Source organism: Bacteroides xylanisolvens (genome assembly GCF_018289135.1).
GTDB lineage: Bacteria > Bacteroidota > Bacteroidia > Bacteroidales > Bacteroidaceae > Bacteroides > Bacteroides xylanisolvens.
The window spans coordinates 1,502,390-1,518,023 of the sequence record NZ_CP072216.1; the positions used below are offsets into that span (position 1 = coordinate 1,502,390).

Here is a 15,634-nt window from a genome sequence, read left to right on the forward strand (position 1 = left end):
TCAGAAAGACCGGATTACCAGTCGAATTTCAAGTGTTTAACAGTTTTCTTTTCATCAATAATCATACGCAGAGAAGCAATGCCAATTTCAACATGCTCTTCTACATAATTTCTGGTCACCAAATTATCGCTTTTATCCGTTTTCACTCCATCGGGAGTCATTGGCTGATCGGATACCAATAATAATGCACCGGTAGGAATATGATTGGCAAAGCCACAACTAAACAGAGTTGCAGTTTCCATATCGACTGCCATAGCCCGTGTCTTTGTCAGATATTCTTTGAACGCATCATCATGTTCCCAAATACGACGGTTAGTGGTATATACAGTACCGGTCCAATAGTCGCGGCCTTTGTCACGAATGGATGAAGAAACGGCACGCTGCAACATAAATGCAGGCAACGCAGGAACCTCGGGAGGAAAATAATCATTGGAAGTTCCCTCCCCACGGATAGCCGCAATAGGAAGAATCAAGTCACCAAGCTGGTTTTTCTTGTCGATACCACCACATTTTCCGAGGAATAAACATGCTTTGGGGCGAATAGCACCCAGCAAGTCCATGATGATAGCAGCGTTGGGACTTCCCATACCGAAGTTAATCATTGTGATACCTTCGGCAGAAGCAGAAATCATATTTGCGTCCCTTCCTAAAATAGGAACATTAAACTGATTTGCGAAAATCTCGACGTACTTGTTGAAGTTAGTCAACAGAATATACTCTCCAAAATCCTCCAGGTTACGTTTTGTGTAACGCGGCAGCCAATTAGCTACGATTTCTTCTTTTGTTTTCATAATTATCTATTAAATTTGTGCTCCCAATAATGGGAACCATTATTTAACTTACAAAAATAATAAATGTTATCGTTAAACCTACCAGTATTCGACACTAAAATAAACGTACGAAACGGAAAAAATGTAATTTTCGACGTTATTCGTAAACGATATGTCGCCCTTACCCCTGAAGAATGGGTACGGCAACACTTTGTTCACTTTCTTATTGCACACAAAGGATATCCGACTACCCTTCTTGCCAATGAAGTAATGGTGAAGTTGAACGGTACTACCAAACGATGCGATACAGTACTTTACCGGAGGGATTTATCAGCCCGGATGATTGTAGAATATAAAGCACCACACATTGAAATAACGCAAGCTGTTTTCGATCAGATTACCCGATATAATATGGTACTGAAAGTAGATTACCTGATTGTCAGCAACGGAATGCAACATTATTGCTGCCGTATGGATTATGAACATCAGAGCTATACGTTCCTCCAGGATATTCCTGATTACCATTCTTTATAAAATAATCCGCTGTATTCGCCTTAAAAAAACAGCCTTGCCGACAAGAATAAAATAGCGTCACTATCCCCTCAAGATAGTGACGCTATTTGCCTACTATGGTGACGCTATCCCGAACAGATAGCGTCACTATACCAACTACCCTTCCAGACAGTCTTCAAACAGCTTTTTACTTCTACGTTGCAGCATCTTTCCCGCCACCATCATCTGCTTTCTTTTTACTGAACCGCTCTTGCAATTTCTGCATCAATTCGTAAAAATTAGGAATATAAATAGTAGCCAATAAAGTATTCATAGCCATACCAAACACAACAGCGGCCCCCAATGCTATACGACTTTGCGCACCTGCGCCGGTAGCGAACAACAACGGCATCACTCCTAGTACAAAAGCAAAAGATGTCATCAGGATCGGACGCAAGCGGACATGTCCCGCTTCAAAAGCAGCTTCCCGAATCGAATTACCTTCGGCACGGAAATCACGGGCAAATTCCACAATCAAAATACCATTCTTTGCCGAAAGCGCAACGAGCAGAATGATACCGATTTGCGTATAAATACTGACCGGAGTTCCCATAATCAGACAGCCAATCATAGCACCCAATAATGCGACCGGCAATCCGATAACGGCTGCCACCGGGCTGGTCCAACTCTCATACTGTGCAGCAAGTACCAGGAAAGCAACAATTAGAGCCATCACGAGTACAATGGTAGTTGTATTTCCTGCCTGTGTTTCCTGATAAGCCACAGAAGTCCATTCATATCCAAACTCATCTCCCAGCTGTTCCTTAAATAATGCTTCCACTTCCTGTATGGCCTGCCCGGTGCTACTTCCCGGAGCAACATTACAAGTCAGAGAAGCAGTCGAGTACATATTATAACGGTTTATTTGATCCTGTCCTAACTGTTCCTCCACTTCGGTGAAAGAAGAAAAAGGTACCATCTCTCCTGCCGCATTCGGCACACTTAGTTTCAAGACATCATCAATCACGCGCTGTGCCTGATCCCGTGCCTCAATCTTCACCTGATAGATACGGCCGAATTCAACAAAATCATTCACATAAGCCGCTCCCATATAATAGCCCAATGTAGAGAAAACATCATTCAAGGCAATCCCCATAAACTGCACTTTATCACGATCAATATTCAAGAAATACTGCGGAACATTTGCCTGATACTGACTGGACACAGATCCTAAAGCCGGTTTAGAATGATAAGAAGCAAGCAACGCATTGATAGCTTGCTGCATTTCCGTCGGTCCCAGGTTACGCCGGTCTTCCAACTGAAGTTGCAAACCGCCGGAAGCACCCAGTCCCGGAATAGCCGGAGGAACCATCGCAAATACTTCTGCAGCCTGAATAGTCATATACGCTTCACCATTAAAACGGTTGACTACGGCAGCAGCCGTATGCTCCTTCCCTTTCCTTTCATCCCAGTTTTTCAGTACCACAAAATAAGTTGCCGAGTTGCTCTGCTCGCCGCCACCCATTATCGAGAAGCCGGAAATGCCAATATAATTCTTCACTTCCGGATAAGAATCCAGAATTGCATTAACCTTATCTCCCACTGCCTGCGTACGTTCAAGGCTGGCTGCAGGCGGAAGTTGAACAACAGCAATAAAATATCCGTCATCCTCGTCCGGAATGAAAGTAGACGGCCAATGCATAAAGAGCAATACAGCAATAACAGTCAAGGCACCGTAGGAAACAAGAGCCATTCCGGGACGTTGAAGCAACCATTTGACAATCTTGTCATACACTCCTTGTGTCTTGTCATATGCCTTATTGAAACCTTTGTATATAAAGAAGTTAGAAGGTTTGCTCTTTTCAAGAAACAACGCACAGAGCGCAGGGGTCAATGTCAACGAATTGAAACCGCTCAACACGGTAGAAGCGGCAATAGTCAATGCAAACTGCTTATACAACTGCCCTGAAATTCCGCTAATCATCATCGTTGGAATAAACACAGCCAGCAATACAAGCACTACCCCGACAATCGGGCCTGTAATCTCTCCCATCGCTTTCGTCACCGCTTCGCGGGGGGAGTACTGCCCGGTTTCCAGTAACCTCGAAGCATTCTCCACCACCACTATCGCGTCATCCACCACAATGGCAACTGCCAGAATCAGCCCGAACAACGTCAATGTATTGATAGAAAAACCAAATGCCGCCATCACGGCAAATGTACCAATCAACGATACCGGGATGGTAATACAAGGAATAATCACAGCCCTCCAATTCTGCAAGAACAGGAAAATAACGAGAATCACCAGCAAAGTCGTTTCAAAGAATGTGACCATCACTTCATCAATAGAAGCATGGATCACATCGGTCGTATCCAAAGTGACATTATACGAAACTCCTTTCGGGAAACTTGCCGCCAATTCCTCCATTTTAGCCTTCACTCCTTTGGATACATCCAGCGAATTGGAACCCGGTTGCTGGTAAATAGCAATGGCAGCCGTAGGTTTTCCATTCAATCGTGACACTACGCTATATGACGCAGAACCCAAGTCGATGCGTGCAATATCCTTCAGGCGAAGCATCGCTCCGTTCTGTTCGCGGCGGATAATAATATCGCCGAACTGTTCTGGAGATTTCAATCGTCCTTGGACATTCAATGTATACTGAAAAGCATTATTATTATCCTGCCCGATAGGTTGACCGATATATCCGGCAGATACTTCCACATTCTGCGACTGGATAGACTGATAAACCTGTTGCGGTGAAATATTCCGTATACGCATAGCCTCCGGATCGAGCCAGATGCGCATCGAATAGTCCCCCGCTCCCATAACATTCACAGCACCCACTCCGGGCACACGTGTCAGCTGGTCTACTAAATTCAGTTTGGCATAATTAGTCAGATACAGGCTATTGTATACAGAATCCTGCGAAGTCATTGTCAGGAACATCACAATGTTTGAAGACTGTTTCTGCACAGTGACTCCTTGCACCACTACCGGTTCCGGCAGTGATGATTGCGCGATACTTACCCTGTTTTGTACCTGCACAGTTGCCATATCGATGTCCGTACCGACAGCGAATGTAATGGTCAGAGAATACGCTCCCGAAGAGGAAGAATTGGAAGACATATAAAGCATACCATCTACACCATTCACCTGCTGTTCGATAGGAATACCCACTGTTTGGGCAACAGTTTCAGCATTTGCCCCGGGATAAACGGCAGAGACCTGCACCGTTGGCGGCGTGATCTCCGGAAATTGCGCCACAGGCAATATATTGAGTGTGACCAGACCGGCTACTACAATAAGCAGGGCAAGGACAGTAGCAAATATCGGTCGGTTGATAAAAAACTTAGAAAACATAATATATAGGTTTAAAAGCAGCCTCTCCACAGCCTTCTCCCAAAGAGAGGGAGCAAGAAGTTACCTTTGTTAATTAATCGGTTTTAAGTACATCGCCTTTATTGATTTCATTTGTTAGTCAATCAGTTAGCAAAGAGACTTTACTTTTCTCTCTTGGGAAGAGAATCAGGAAGAGGCTTTATCTTCATTCCGTCTCTGACTTTCATCAAAGCCTCTGTGACATACTGTTCTTGCGGAGAAAGTCCTCCCACTACCTGCCGTAAAGTGCCGTCGACCAACTGCCCTATTTCAATATGCCGGTAATGAACTATATTCGAATCATTTACAACATATAAATATTTGCCCAACTGATCGGTCCCGATAGAACCTTCTTTCACCAGCACCGCATTTTTAGCTTCTCCATAAGGTAAAGTAATGCTTACATACAACCCACTCTTCAATATCCCTTTCGGATTATCAAAATTGGCACGAACCGTCAGCGTTCCTGTATTCAAATCTACATTGGGTGAAAGATAGTCGAGGGCAGCCGGATAAGTTTCAGTTCCCTCCTTTCCCAGTTGAACCATTATTTTCTGCGGAAGATTGGCAGGTAATTGTTGGTTATCCATAGCCATCGTCAACCATTGATTATCAGCTACATTGAAGTAAGCATACATCTGATTATCCTTATAAATAGTAGCCAATGTAACCGGCTGCAACGAGCCGCCGACATAACTTCCTACATCCACCGTCGCCTTACTGATAGTGCCATCAAACGGCGCACGAACATAACAATATCCCAAGTTTGTACGGGCGGTGCTCAAAGCAGCTTTCGCATTGCTGACAGCTGCAACCCCTTCTGCCACAGACGATTCAGCCTGAAGTACCTGTATCTGACTGACAGCATCACTCTTTACAGCCTCTTTCATACGACTATAATTATTACGGGCATATTCCAGTTGAGCTTGGGCGGTTTTCAGCTCTGCTTCTGCCTGCTCCACCTTGTCTTTATATAAGGTAGGTTCAATGATAAACAACAATTGTCCTTGTTTCACCCGTCCGCCGGGGACATACGAGGTAGACTGCAAGGTTCCGTTCACTCGGGCCACAAGATTCACCGTTTTTTCAGTTGTCAGATAGCCCGGGTAATCTTTCGTCAAAGTAATATCCTCCACTATGGGTTTGGTCACGCTAATTTCCGGAGTTGGCATACCTCCCATCGCTCCTGTACTTTTCTTCTCCTTACAACCTGTCAATATAGGCAGTGCAAGAAAGATATACATCAGTTTTTTCATATCTGTTAGGTTATATATTTTTTGATTGATTTTTTTATTCTCTCCAACCGCCTCCCAAAGCCTTGTAGAGGGCTATCAGTTGCAAAAGTGAACTCCCTTGTGCCTGTACCAGCTGATTCTCGTAAGATAACAGAGAACGTTGCGCATCGAGTACGTTTTGGAAAGGCGAGAGCCCCTGCTTGTACAGTTCCAGTGAAAGTTTCAATGTCTCAATCCCTTGATTACGCACTTCCCGCAGGGCGACAATCTGTTTGATTGAATTCCGGTAGCCATTCATAGCGTTGTCAGTCTCCTGTACGGCAGTCAAAACCGTCTGGTTAAACTGATTAATCGCTTCATCCAGTTGCGCTTTCGCCAGTCGGGTTGCGTTCACCAACTGTCCTCCGTTGAAAATAGTCCAGCTCAATGACGGAGCGATTTCATAAGTCATACTTTTACTTTTGGTGAGATCCTTCAAATCACGGGCGGCATACCCAAATGATCCTTTCAAGAAAACTTTCGGCAACCAATCCGCTTTCGAGGCTCCGAGCAATGCCGCTTGTGCATTCACGCTCAATTCCGCACCTCGTACATCAGGCCGTCTCAATAACAAATCGACAGGTAGCCCCACTCCGATCGGTTCCATGTAATCGGGCAGTGTTCCGCCGGATTCGAGAACCGGACGAATGTCCTGCGGATACATTCCCAATAAAACGGCCAATGTCGTTATATACTGATTGATACCCGCTTCCAGTTGAGGAATGGAGGCTTTCGTATTATACAACACAGACTTAGCCTGTGCCACATCGAGCTTGGCAACAAGTCCGGTATTATAGCGTACTTCCGTGATTTTCAAAACTTCCTCCTGCGAAGCACTGTTTTTCTTCACCACTTCAAGTTCTTGTTGCAATTCCCTTAGATTGATATAGGCCGAGGCTACCTCCGCAGCCAACGAAACCATAACACCTGTGTACTCTTCCTTACTGGCGGCAAAATTCTCTTTCTGTGCTTTTACCCGCTTGCGGATACTGCCAAAGATATCCAACTCCCAACTCATACTCAACGAAGCATCATAATAATGATCCGTTGTTTGAGGTAGCGAACTGGTATTTCCACTTGTTTCCTGACGAGTCCACCCTGCATTCAGTCCGATGGAAGGTAAGAAATTACTACGTTCTATCCAAAGATTGGCACGAGCAGCGGCTATACGGTTGATTGCCATCGCAACAGAATAATTACGATCTACTGCCAGAGCTATCAAAGAGTCCAGTTTGGCGTCTTGAAATGACTTCCACCAATGGTCATCCACCGGAAGTATCTGTTGAAACACTTCCCCGCTCTCTTCCCAATCGTTAGGGAGCGGAGCTTTCAAATAACGGTTTGCAGTCTGTCCAACCGCAGTTACAGTTGAAAGAAACATAAGGAGCGATGTGCCCCACACTCGTATACTCATATCAGTTCAGGTTTTTATGAAATGAAAAGATAACAACTAAAGGGTAAGTTTGTTTACCGGAGTAAAATTGGAGTAAAACTCCCACGCGACGCAATATTATTTTGAAGTATTCGATTCCCCTTTATACGGGCACTTACTAAAACAAAAAAAGCCCCGCATTGCTGCAGGGCTTACTTTATATCTCAAAATAGTAACTTTACTTACTACTTCACTGCTTTCTTTATTCAGCAGTTTTTCTTCTGATAGCTCTTTTGGTAGTAGTTGCCGGAGCTTCTTCCACCTTGTGTTCGATTTGTACACCAGCCAATTCCGGGTCAATCATAATACGTCCGCAGTATTCGCAAACGATTACTTTCTTACGAGAACGGATATCCAGCTGTCTCTGGGGCGGAATCTTGTTAAAGCAACCACCACATGCGTCACGTTGCACATACACAATACCCAATCCGTTACGAGAGTTCTTGCGGATACGTTTGAAAGACTGCAACAGACGTGGTTCAATCTTAGTTTCCAAGTCTTTAGCTTTGTCTCTCAATTTCTCTTCTTCCTGTTTGGTTTCAGAGATAATTTCATCCAGTTCGCTCTTTTTCTGCTCCAGGTCTTTCATTCTTTCGTTAAGAATCTGATCGTTCTTGGTCACTTCAGCCTCTTTTTCTTCTTTATCAGCAGAATATTCTTTGATTCTCTTTTCGCAAAGTTCGATCTCCAATGTCTGGAATTCGATTTCCTTTGTCAAGAAGTCATATTCACGGTTGTTGCGAACATTGTCTTGTTGTGACTTATATTTTTCTACTGAAGCCTTTGCTGTTTCAATTTCTACTCTCTTGCCGGCAATAGCAGATTTCAGTTCATCCACTTCAGCTTTGATCTTGTCGATACGGGTACTCAAACCGGCAATTTCATCTTCAAGGTCTTGCACTTCCAACGGAAGTTCACCTCTCAATGTCTTGATTTCATCAATCTTAGACAACATCGTTTGCAGTTGGAACAGTGTCTTCAGTTTCTGTTCTACCGTCAACTCATTCGGATCTTTTTTTGCTTCTCTAGCCATTTTACTTATAAATATTTTATGGGATTCGTATTTATTTTACTCAATTGGAGTGCAAAATTAGGAAATAAATCCCGGATTATGGAATAAAAAATTTCTTTTGTATATTGTTCGCTTTCGTAATGACCAATCTCTGCCATCAGAATATCTTCTTCATGACCGAAATAATCATGATATTTAATTTCACCGGTAATAAAAACATCCGCTCCCGACCAGATTGCCTGTGGAAGCAAAAATGCACCTGCACCGCCGCACAATGCCACTCTCTGTATCTCTCTTCCCTTCAGCTTGTTGTGACGCAAACATCCCACTTCGAATGTCTTCTTGATGCGTTTCAAAAATTCGAGCTCTGTCTCCGATTCATCCAATTCACCGACAATTCCCGATCCCGCCTGCGACCAGTCGTTCAATAAAGGATAAATGTCGAATGCCGGTTCCTCATAAGGATGGGCAGCCAATAAAGCCTTGATGGTTTCCGCCTTTTTAAAGGAAGGAAGAATCGTTTCAATCCTCACCTCCTCTTCGTGGTGCAGTTCTCCGATTGTTCCACAGAAAGGATGCGTTCCCTCTTTTGCACGGAAAGTTCCCTCTCCTTTCAGATTGTAACTGCATGAATCATAGTCGCCTATATTTCCGCATCCGGCAGCAAACAGTGCTTCGCGTACCGCGTCAGCTTGTGCGTAAGGGACAAACGTCACCAACTTAACCAAGTTATTCTCTTTCGGCTCAAGCACTTTCAAATTCTTCAATCCGATTTTTTCGGCTATCTTATAATTGACTCCACCTTGCGCATTATCCAGATTGGTATGCGCCGAATAGATCACAATATCATTCTTTATTGCTTTCAATATACAGCGTTCCACATAATCCTTGCCCGTAATGGATTTATACCCTTTAAAAATCAGCGGATGATGAGATATGACGAGATTGTAACCCAACGCGATCGCTTCATCCAACACAGCTTCAGTAACGTCAAGACACAACAAAGCCCCTGTTGCTTCCGCTTCTGTCAATCCGATTTGCAGGCCGGCATTATCAAAGCCGTCTTGCAATGGCAGAGGCGCGAATCGTTCAAGGGCGCTTACTATTTGCTTAATTTTCATTATTTGGTAGAAAATTTGGTTGCAAATATAATAAATTAAAAAGGAATAATCATACTAAACGGTCGTTTTTTAGAGAATTTATCGTTATCCGTTTTCTTGAGACCACCGTAAAAGATATCAAACACCACCCGAAAACTATCAAATAAGACCTAAAAACTATCCGATGATAGAAATTCCCCTAAATTCCGTCGGATTCTCCCCTAGCGGGATCGAAAAAATACCTTAAACTTGCAACATCAAAATTTTAACAACGAATACTCACATTTTAAAAACAACACATATGAAAAGTTTAAGCTTCAGAAAAGACTTGGTAGGCGTTCAGGAAGAACTACTACGTTTCGCATACAAACTGACAACAGACCGCGAAGAAGCGAACGATTTGCTGCAGGAAACCTCACTAAAAGCATTAGATAACGAAGAGAAATATACACCTGATACAAATTTCAAAGGATGGATGTATACCATCATGCGCAACATCTTTATCAATAACTATCGCAAGGTAGTTCGTGACCAGACATTTATTGACCATACGGACAATCTCTACCATCTTAATTTACCGCAAGATGCAGGGTTTGAAAGTACGGAAAAGACATACGACCTGAAAGAGATGCACCGCGTAGTCAATGCTCTTCCGAAAGAATACAGAGTTCCGTTCGCCATGCACGTTTCCGGATTCAAATACCGCGAAATTGCAGAAAAACTGAATCTTCCGTTGGGCACTGTAAAGAGCCGTATCTTCTTCACACGCCAGAAATTACAGGAAGAACTGAAAGATTTCCGCTAAACCCTAACTAGTCGTCCCTTAAAAAGTACTCATCTGCGGGATATTGCAAGAAAACAGTGTCCCGCAGATTTTTTCAACAAGTAGCCAAAGAACCCTCATGGCTCTTTTGAAGTTGTACGCTGCTGCGGCTAAGAGCAGATTGACAACATCCCCGAACACACCTTTATAAAAGTTGCGTCCTAAACGAAAGTCTGATTTCAAATGCCCGATAGTCGGCTCTATTCCTGCACGCTTGCAGAATAGCTTATGTTTCTTCTTGCGTGTGTAATAACTGTCTTTCCTGTTTGGAACATCGGGTATCAGTATCCCGGTGCCGCCCACCTCTTTCTTTCCTCTGTACCCCCTGTCCCCGGCCAACTTCCTGATCTTCTTTCCGGTAATGCGTTCCACCTGCCTGAGGGATTCTTCAATGGTATGCCCGTCATATTCATTCCGGAAAGACTTGGCACCCAGTATGACACCGGTAATTGAGCGGACGATTGAAACCTTGTTGCCGAACTCGTATTTCTTATGTTCTTTCCCCTTGCTGATACACTGCACCTCCGGTTCATGCAGGGAATAGATTTTCCCGGGAGAATTGCGCTTCTGTGAAAGCACCCGCTCAAAGAGGTCGAGCAGGGAGTCGTAGCCGTGGTTTTCTTTCAGGTTGCGCCTCAGTTCCCTGACAAGCCTTCCCGCAATGGTGCGCAGCCGCTTGTCCGCTTTCAGGGCCTTGCCACGGTTCTTGGGGTGGTTACGGAAACGCTGGTCACGGTAGATCTTCTTGAGGACAAAGGTATAGCTCTGGCGCAAAGGAAGCCCTAAGGATTTTACGACAGACAACACTTTGCGGACTATCTTTTTATGCAACTTCGCATCCGTGGGATAAGTCACGTTCTTTTCCTGTACCGTGGAATCGATGAAGGCCGTGCAGTGATGGTCCGGGCCGTCGTCCTCCTGATTGACGCGGATACTTTCTGACAGAATCAGTTCCATGCCATTTTCTCCGACACGCTTACGGAAGTGTACCAGTTCGCTTGCATTGCAGGGATAGGAAGGCGTGAATTCCAACATACCGCAAAAGTACTGGTAATAAGCATTCTCGCTCCATTGTTCAACAACCGATTCATCGGACAGGTTACGCACGTGCTTAAGAATCAGAAGTCCGCACATCAGGCGGATGGGTTTGGCCGGACGACCGTTGACGGCACAGTATAGCGGGGAGAAAGCTTCTTCAAAACGGCGCCAGTCTATCTTATTGGCAAGCAGGTATAAGGGATGCCTGGGATTCAGCTGGTCTGTCAAAGAGCTGAACAAGGAGGGCTGAGGGGTGGTCTTGTTTATCATAATAATCTGCAAGTTTTCAACCATAAAGATACAAAAACTTGCAGATATATCAAAGCAATTTATATATTAATATGTTGATTATTAGGCGTAAAAGCACATTCTAAGGGGCGACTAACTATATCTACATCAGTTTCAGATTAAACAATTGATTTCATTTTTCAGTTTTATCAATAGGCAAAAGGCAAAGAGAGTGTATATTCTTTTTGCCTTTTGCCTGTTTTCATCGGACAAATATGGATAAAAATCAGTGCCGGAATAAAAACTAATTATAAAATTCTGCGTAAAACTTCCGTTATTTATTGAAAATCTGTATTTTTACTTCCACTAAATAATAAATACGATGAAAACAATTCTGACTCTACTGTTGCTGATAGTTGTGACGACCTCCTGCCAACTCAAAAAGAGTGATAATACGGAAACGGCTGTAGCCGAGTCTACAGAAATTGACAATGCCGAAGATTGCACGGCAGATACGGTCAAAGCTACTGCTATCTTCTGGATTGATAAAGCAGAAACCAAACACTGCAAAGAGTACGGCTTTCGTACCATCAAAGCCCATGTGCTCATTCGTGAAGATGGAAAGGTCGATTTGATGTCATTCGTCAAAAAACAATCCCCGGCTGTAGAGACGTACATACGCCATCATCTTTCCAAATTTAAAGTGTCGGAAAAGATGTTTGAAGGCGGGTATGTGCAACCCGGAGAACAATTCGTGCAGCTTCGCTGCTTATGGGGAATGTTGAAAGGCAAGTAATCAATGTGCTCACAACCGGAGCTAAAAGCAAAGATACCCCGTTGTCTTAGCGTCTATCTTTCGCTTTTCATCTGTACTTTGTTTTTCAGCGCATACCGTTCGTCTACCACCCTGTCGGTAGGAAAGAAAGTAAAAATAAGCCGCCACTCTCCTTCTTTATAGATAAATTTACGCCCGCTGGCTCCACGAAGAATTACTTTGTACTTTTCCCGCAGGAACGATTCGATATGTTCCGGCATTTCAGTGCCGGATGCCGAAAACTCCACTGTTATAAAAAAATGCGGAATAGAAGTTTCAGCCACTTTACGGAATATCTGATCGGTAATTGTCATTTTCGGGGTTCTTTGGTTACCTCTAATAATTTCCCATATGCGTCAAAAGATCGGCGTGAAGCCAATGAAATAGTAATCATCAGCGACAGCATAGATGCCGTAAAAGTAATCACCATAATCATCATCTGATACTTGATGGCAACATTCGGACTGCTTCCTCCCAGAATTTGTCCGATCATTGTGCCGGGAAGAGCAACCAATCCCATCACGGAAATGTTCGCAATCAGCGGACTGAAGGATTTAATAATGGCCTGTCGGATAAATGGAGCCTGCGCTTCCTGCCTTGTTGCTCCGTTCCCCAGTAAATAACGGTACAACTGTTGCTCACGTTTCAATCCGCTATAATACGTATTCAAAGCTATCACATTGCTCGAAAGCATATTACCCATCAGGATACCGAATATCGGAATAAAGTATTGGGCGCTAAATATATTGTCCAATTGAAGAACAATACCGATAAAGTACAAGCCTACCAGTACAACACTACAAAGAAATCCTACCGTAATAGGGATTAATAAGATACGATGTTTCAACTGGGTACGCACCAGTGCTGTCTGTCCGGCTACGAATATCATAATTATCACCCAAAGGAAGTTAATCCAGGGATTGTTCCATAAAAAGAGATATTTCAGATACATGCCGATAAAGAACAGTTGGATAATCATCCGTACTGTACCAATCAGGGCAGGTTTCAGTAGTCCCGTTTTAAACTTCCAAAGATAAAAGAACGGGATGGCAAGCAGAAGCAAGCCTATAAAAAGATTATAATATGATATATCAATCGTTCCCACAGTGTATTCTTAACAATTCTATCCGATTCGTATTAGAGTTCTCTCCAATCGTTACAATTCTATTAAATAATGACAACCCGAAGCAAAGTCCTTATCATGCGATACGGCCAGCACTGCTGTTCCCCTTTCCGCCTGTCGCCGGAAGAAAGACAAGACCCTACCGGTCGAATCGGCATCCAAAGCAGAAGTAGGTTCGTCTATAATAATCAGAGGTTTATTGAGCATAGCGGCTACAGCAAGCATGATGCGTTGACGCTGACCGCCCGACACTTCATTCACTCTCTTGGTATATAATTCATGTTCCAGTCCCAATTCATCAAAACAGGCAAAAAGCCTTTCTTCCGAAAAAGGGACAGAACGGTTCACTTTCAGTCCGAACGGGAGAGCTACCATCTCTTTCACCCATTCGAAAGGCAATGCCAATTCCTGGGGAATCCATGCAATCTGCCGCCTGACTGTATCAATAGTCGATTTATCCAGTACCATTCCTCCTATCCTGATTATCCCTTCTTTCAACGGAACAAAACCCATTATCGCATTCAGTAACGAAGTCTTTCCACAGCCAGATTGTCCTACAATACAGGCAGTTTCTCCCCTTTCCAATTTCATATTAAAACCGGAAACAAGAACCTCTGTCCCAAAAGCAATACAAATGTTCTCAATATGTAGCATTTAATCGTACCTTTTGAAAATTTCACCAAAAGTATAAAAAAACAAGGGCATACGTATCAAAATCCCTTTGTTTTCTTAGAAATTTTCTTAGAACGACATGTTTTGTCGTCACGTGACATTATCTTTGCTCTTGATAATTAAAATTAATACCAAATATGGGCAAGAAACGGGAAGGAATGCAACGAATGCTGGTCATTATCAATAAATTAAAAGGACCTCAACAGTATGTGCCACGTAAAGAATTGGAGAACTACGTGACACATCGCATGGAAGAACGAGATGGAACACCTGTAGACATAAGAACTTTGCAGCGAGACTTCAAAGATATAGAAGATCTATTTGGTATCCGCATCTGTTTTGATAAGAAACAAAACGGTTATTATATCAATGAGGAAGACGATTTGAAAAAGGAGCAGTACGAACGGCTTCTGCTAAACTTCGACCTATTGAATGCTTTGGACAAAACTTCCAACCTACACACCTATGTTCTTGCCGAACATCATCGACCAAACGACAGTGAATGTCTTCCGGCATTGATAAAAGCCATTAAATTCTTTCACCCGGTAGAATTCAGTTATATTTATGTACGTGAAGGAGACAAAGTACGCAAAAAGAAAGTCTTACCTTATTATCTGAAAGAAGACCAGCAAAGATGGTATCTCCTCGCCTATGACAACAACATATTAAAAACTTTCAATATAGACTGTATCCGCAATCTCCAAATCCTTTATGAGGAAACCTTCAAAAGGAATATGAATATTGATGCAAACAACTTATTTAAAGACAGCTACGGCATCTGGAATCAGACAGATATTCCAGTAGAAAATATTGAACTAAGCTATAGTGCATTAGATGGTAGTTTCTTGAAATCGATTCCTTTGCATCATTCACAAGAAATCATTACGGACAATGAGATGGAATTTCGAATCAGATTACGCCTTCGTATTACTAATGATTTTGTAATGGCATTGCTCTCACGTAGTAGTTCACTTACAGTAATTGAACCGTTACATCTTCGGGAACGAATACGGAGAATTTATGAGGAAGCAATAAAAAGACATTTATAATATAACGTTTAACATTAAAACTATGAATCTATTTAAAGCATTATTTGGTAGCAGTTTTTTTCAGCAAGAAATGAAACGTAATCAACAATATCGCGACAACTATGCCTGCTGCGATGATATTGACGTAAATATTGATCTTGCAGAAGAAATTGAAAACGAAACACAGAATGAAAAACTGGTTTTGTCTGACTATATACCTGAATCTTATTTATATGACAATGAGAATAGAGAAATGGATGATGAGATAGATTTGATAGAGTAAGAAACGAAGACTATACTTAAACCTAAAAAAAACAATACCCTAGAGTGTTATATTGCAAAATATATCTATATTTGCACTGTCATCATAAGCAATTATATGACATTACATTTTATTAGATGAAAGTGTTTTGCTTTTATCCTTATTCGGGAAATCTGGTAAATGT

Annotated in this window: 15 protein-coding genes; 5 read left to right on the top strand and 10 right to left on the bottom strand. The window is 42.8% G+C overall.

The features are described 5' to 3' along the window. Nucleotides 1-14 precede the first annotated feature (14 nt). Complete coding sequence (locus INE92_RS06170) at nt 15-791, bottom strand: AMP nucleosidase (protein WP_004312914.1); 777 nt, start codon at nt 789-791, stop codon at nt 15-17. 63 nt (nt 792-854) lie between these two features. On the opposite strand from INE92_RS06170, the gene INE92_RS06175 reads away from it, so the two are divergent. Beyond that, nucleotides 855-1,304: a type I restriction enzyme HsdR N-terminal domain-containing protein gene (locus INE92_RS06175; RefSeq protein WP_008022371.1), complete on the top strand. Its 450-nt coding sequence runs from the start codon at nt 855-857 to the stop codon at nt 1,302-1,304. Nucleotides 1,305-1,476: 172 nt separating this feature from the next. Here the strand turns inward: INE92_RS06175 and INE92_RS06180 are convergent, their stop codons facing one another. From INE92_RS06180 to INE92_RS06200, 5 genes are all read right to left on the bottom strand, one after another. Further along, entirely contained in the window at nt 1,477-4,626 is a 3,150-nt protein-coding gene (locus tag INE92_RS06180) for an efflux RND transporter permease subunit (RefSeq protein WP_081354125.1), read from the bottom strand. Between the two features lie 140 nt (nt 4,627-4,766). Further along, nucleotides 4,767-5,900, bottom strand: coding sequence for an efflux RND transporter periplasmic adaptor subunit (locus tag INE92_RS06185; protein WP_074911143.1), 1,134 nt, complete (start codon nt 5,898-5,900; stop codon nt 4,767-4,769). Between the two features lie 34 nt (nt 5,901-5,934). Then, nucleotides 5,935-7,332 (bottom strand): efflux transporter outer membrane subunit, encoded by a 1,398-nt coding sequence (locus INE92_RS06190; protein ID WP_008770665.1) that lies wholly within the window; start codon nt 7,330-7,332, stop codon nt 5,935-5,937. A gap of 220 nt (nt 7,333-7,552) precedes the next feature. Further along, nucleotides 7,553-8,383, bottom strand: a complete 831-nt coding sequence (locus INE92_RS06195) for a zinc ribbon domain-containing protein (protein WP_004312909.1) — start codon at nt 8,381-8,383, stop codon at nt 7,553-7,555. A 5-nt stretch (nt 8,384-8,388) separates the two neighbouring features. Then, nucleotides 8,389-9,483 (bottom strand): Nif3-like dinuclear metal center hexameric protein, encoded by a 1,095-nt coding sequence (locus INE92_RS06200; protein ID WP_015531122.1) that lies wholly within the window; start codon nt 9,481-9,483, stop codon nt 8,389-8,391. Between the two features lie 280 nt (nt 9,484-9,763). Between INE92_RS06200 and INE92_RS06205 the strand changes: the two genes are divergently transcribed. Next, nucleotides 9,764-10,267 carry an RNA polymerase sigma factor gene (locus INE92_RS06205; protein ID WP_004312907.1) on the top strand — a complete coding sequence of 168 codons (504 nt, stop codon included), beginning with the start codon at nt 9,764-9,766 and terminating at the stop codon, nt 10,265-10,267. 18 nt (nt 10,268-10,285) lie between these two features. On the opposite strand, the gene INE92_RS06210 is transcribed toward INE92_RS06205, so the two are convergent. After that, the gene (locus INE92_RS06210) at nt 10,286-11,593 is read right to left on the bottom strand and encodes an IS5 family transposase (RefSeq protein WP_008771523.1); all 1,308 of its coding nucleotides are present in this window, start codon (nt 11,591-11,593) and stop codon (nt 10,286-10,288) included. A gap of 340 nt (nt 11,594-11,933) precedes the next feature. Here INE92_RS06210 and INE92_RS06215 point away from each other — a divergent pair, with 340 nt between their 5' ends. After that, nucleotides 11,934-12,347, top strand: coding sequence for a DUF4891 domain-containing protein (locus INE92_RS06215; RefSeq protein ID WP_015531123.1), 414 nt, complete (start codon nt 11,934-11,936; stop codon nt 12,345-12,347). Between the two features lie 53 nt (nt 12,348-12,400). On the opposite strand, the gene INE92_RS06220 is transcribed toward INE92_RS06215, so the two are convergent. The 3 genes from INE92_RS06220 to INE92_RS06230 are packed head-to-tail and all read right to left on the bottom strand — an operon-like array spanning nt 12,401 to nt 14,142. After that, nucleotides 12,401-12,679 (bottom strand): hypothetical protein, encoded by a 279-nt coding sequence (locus INE92_RS06220; RefSeq protein ID WP_015531124.1) that lies wholly within the window; start codon nt 12,677-12,679, stop codon nt 12,401-12,403. Then, nucleotides 12,676-13,470, bottom strand: coding sequence for an ABC transporter permease (locus INE92_RS06225; RefSeq protein ID WP_004312875.1), 795 nt, complete (start codon nt 13,468-13,470; stop codon nt 12,676-12,678). Before INE92_RS06225 ends, INE92_RS06220 begins: the two co-directional genes overlap by 4 nt. Nucleotides 13,471-13,521: 51 nt before the next feature. Beyond that, nucleotides 13,522-14,142, bottom strand: coding sequence for an ABC transporter ATP-binding protein (locus tag INE92_RS06230; RefSeq protein WP_004312876.1), 621 nt, complete (start codon nt 14,140-14,142; stop codon nt 13,522-13,524). 155 nt (nt 14,143-14,297) lie between these two features. On the opposite strand from INE92_RS06230, the gene INE92_RS06235 reads away from it, so the two are divergent. Both INE92_RS06235 and INE92_RS06240 read left to right on the top strand, forming a co-directional pair. Next, the gene (locus INE92_RS06235; protein WP_015531125.1) at nt 14,298-15,209 is read left to right on the top strand and encodes a helix-turn-helix transcriptional regulator; all 912 of its coding nucleotides are present in this window, start codon (nt 14,298-14,300) and stop codon (nt 15,207-15,209) included. A gap of 70 nt (nt 15,210-15,279) precedes the next feature. Further along, nucleotides 15,280-15,471: a hypothetical protein gene (locus INE92_RS06240; RefSeq protein WP_232505050.1), complete on the top strand. Its 192-nt coding sequence runs from the start codon at nt 15,280-15,282 to the stop codon at nt 15,469-15,471. Nucleotides 15,472-15,634: the final 163 nt, after the last annotated feature.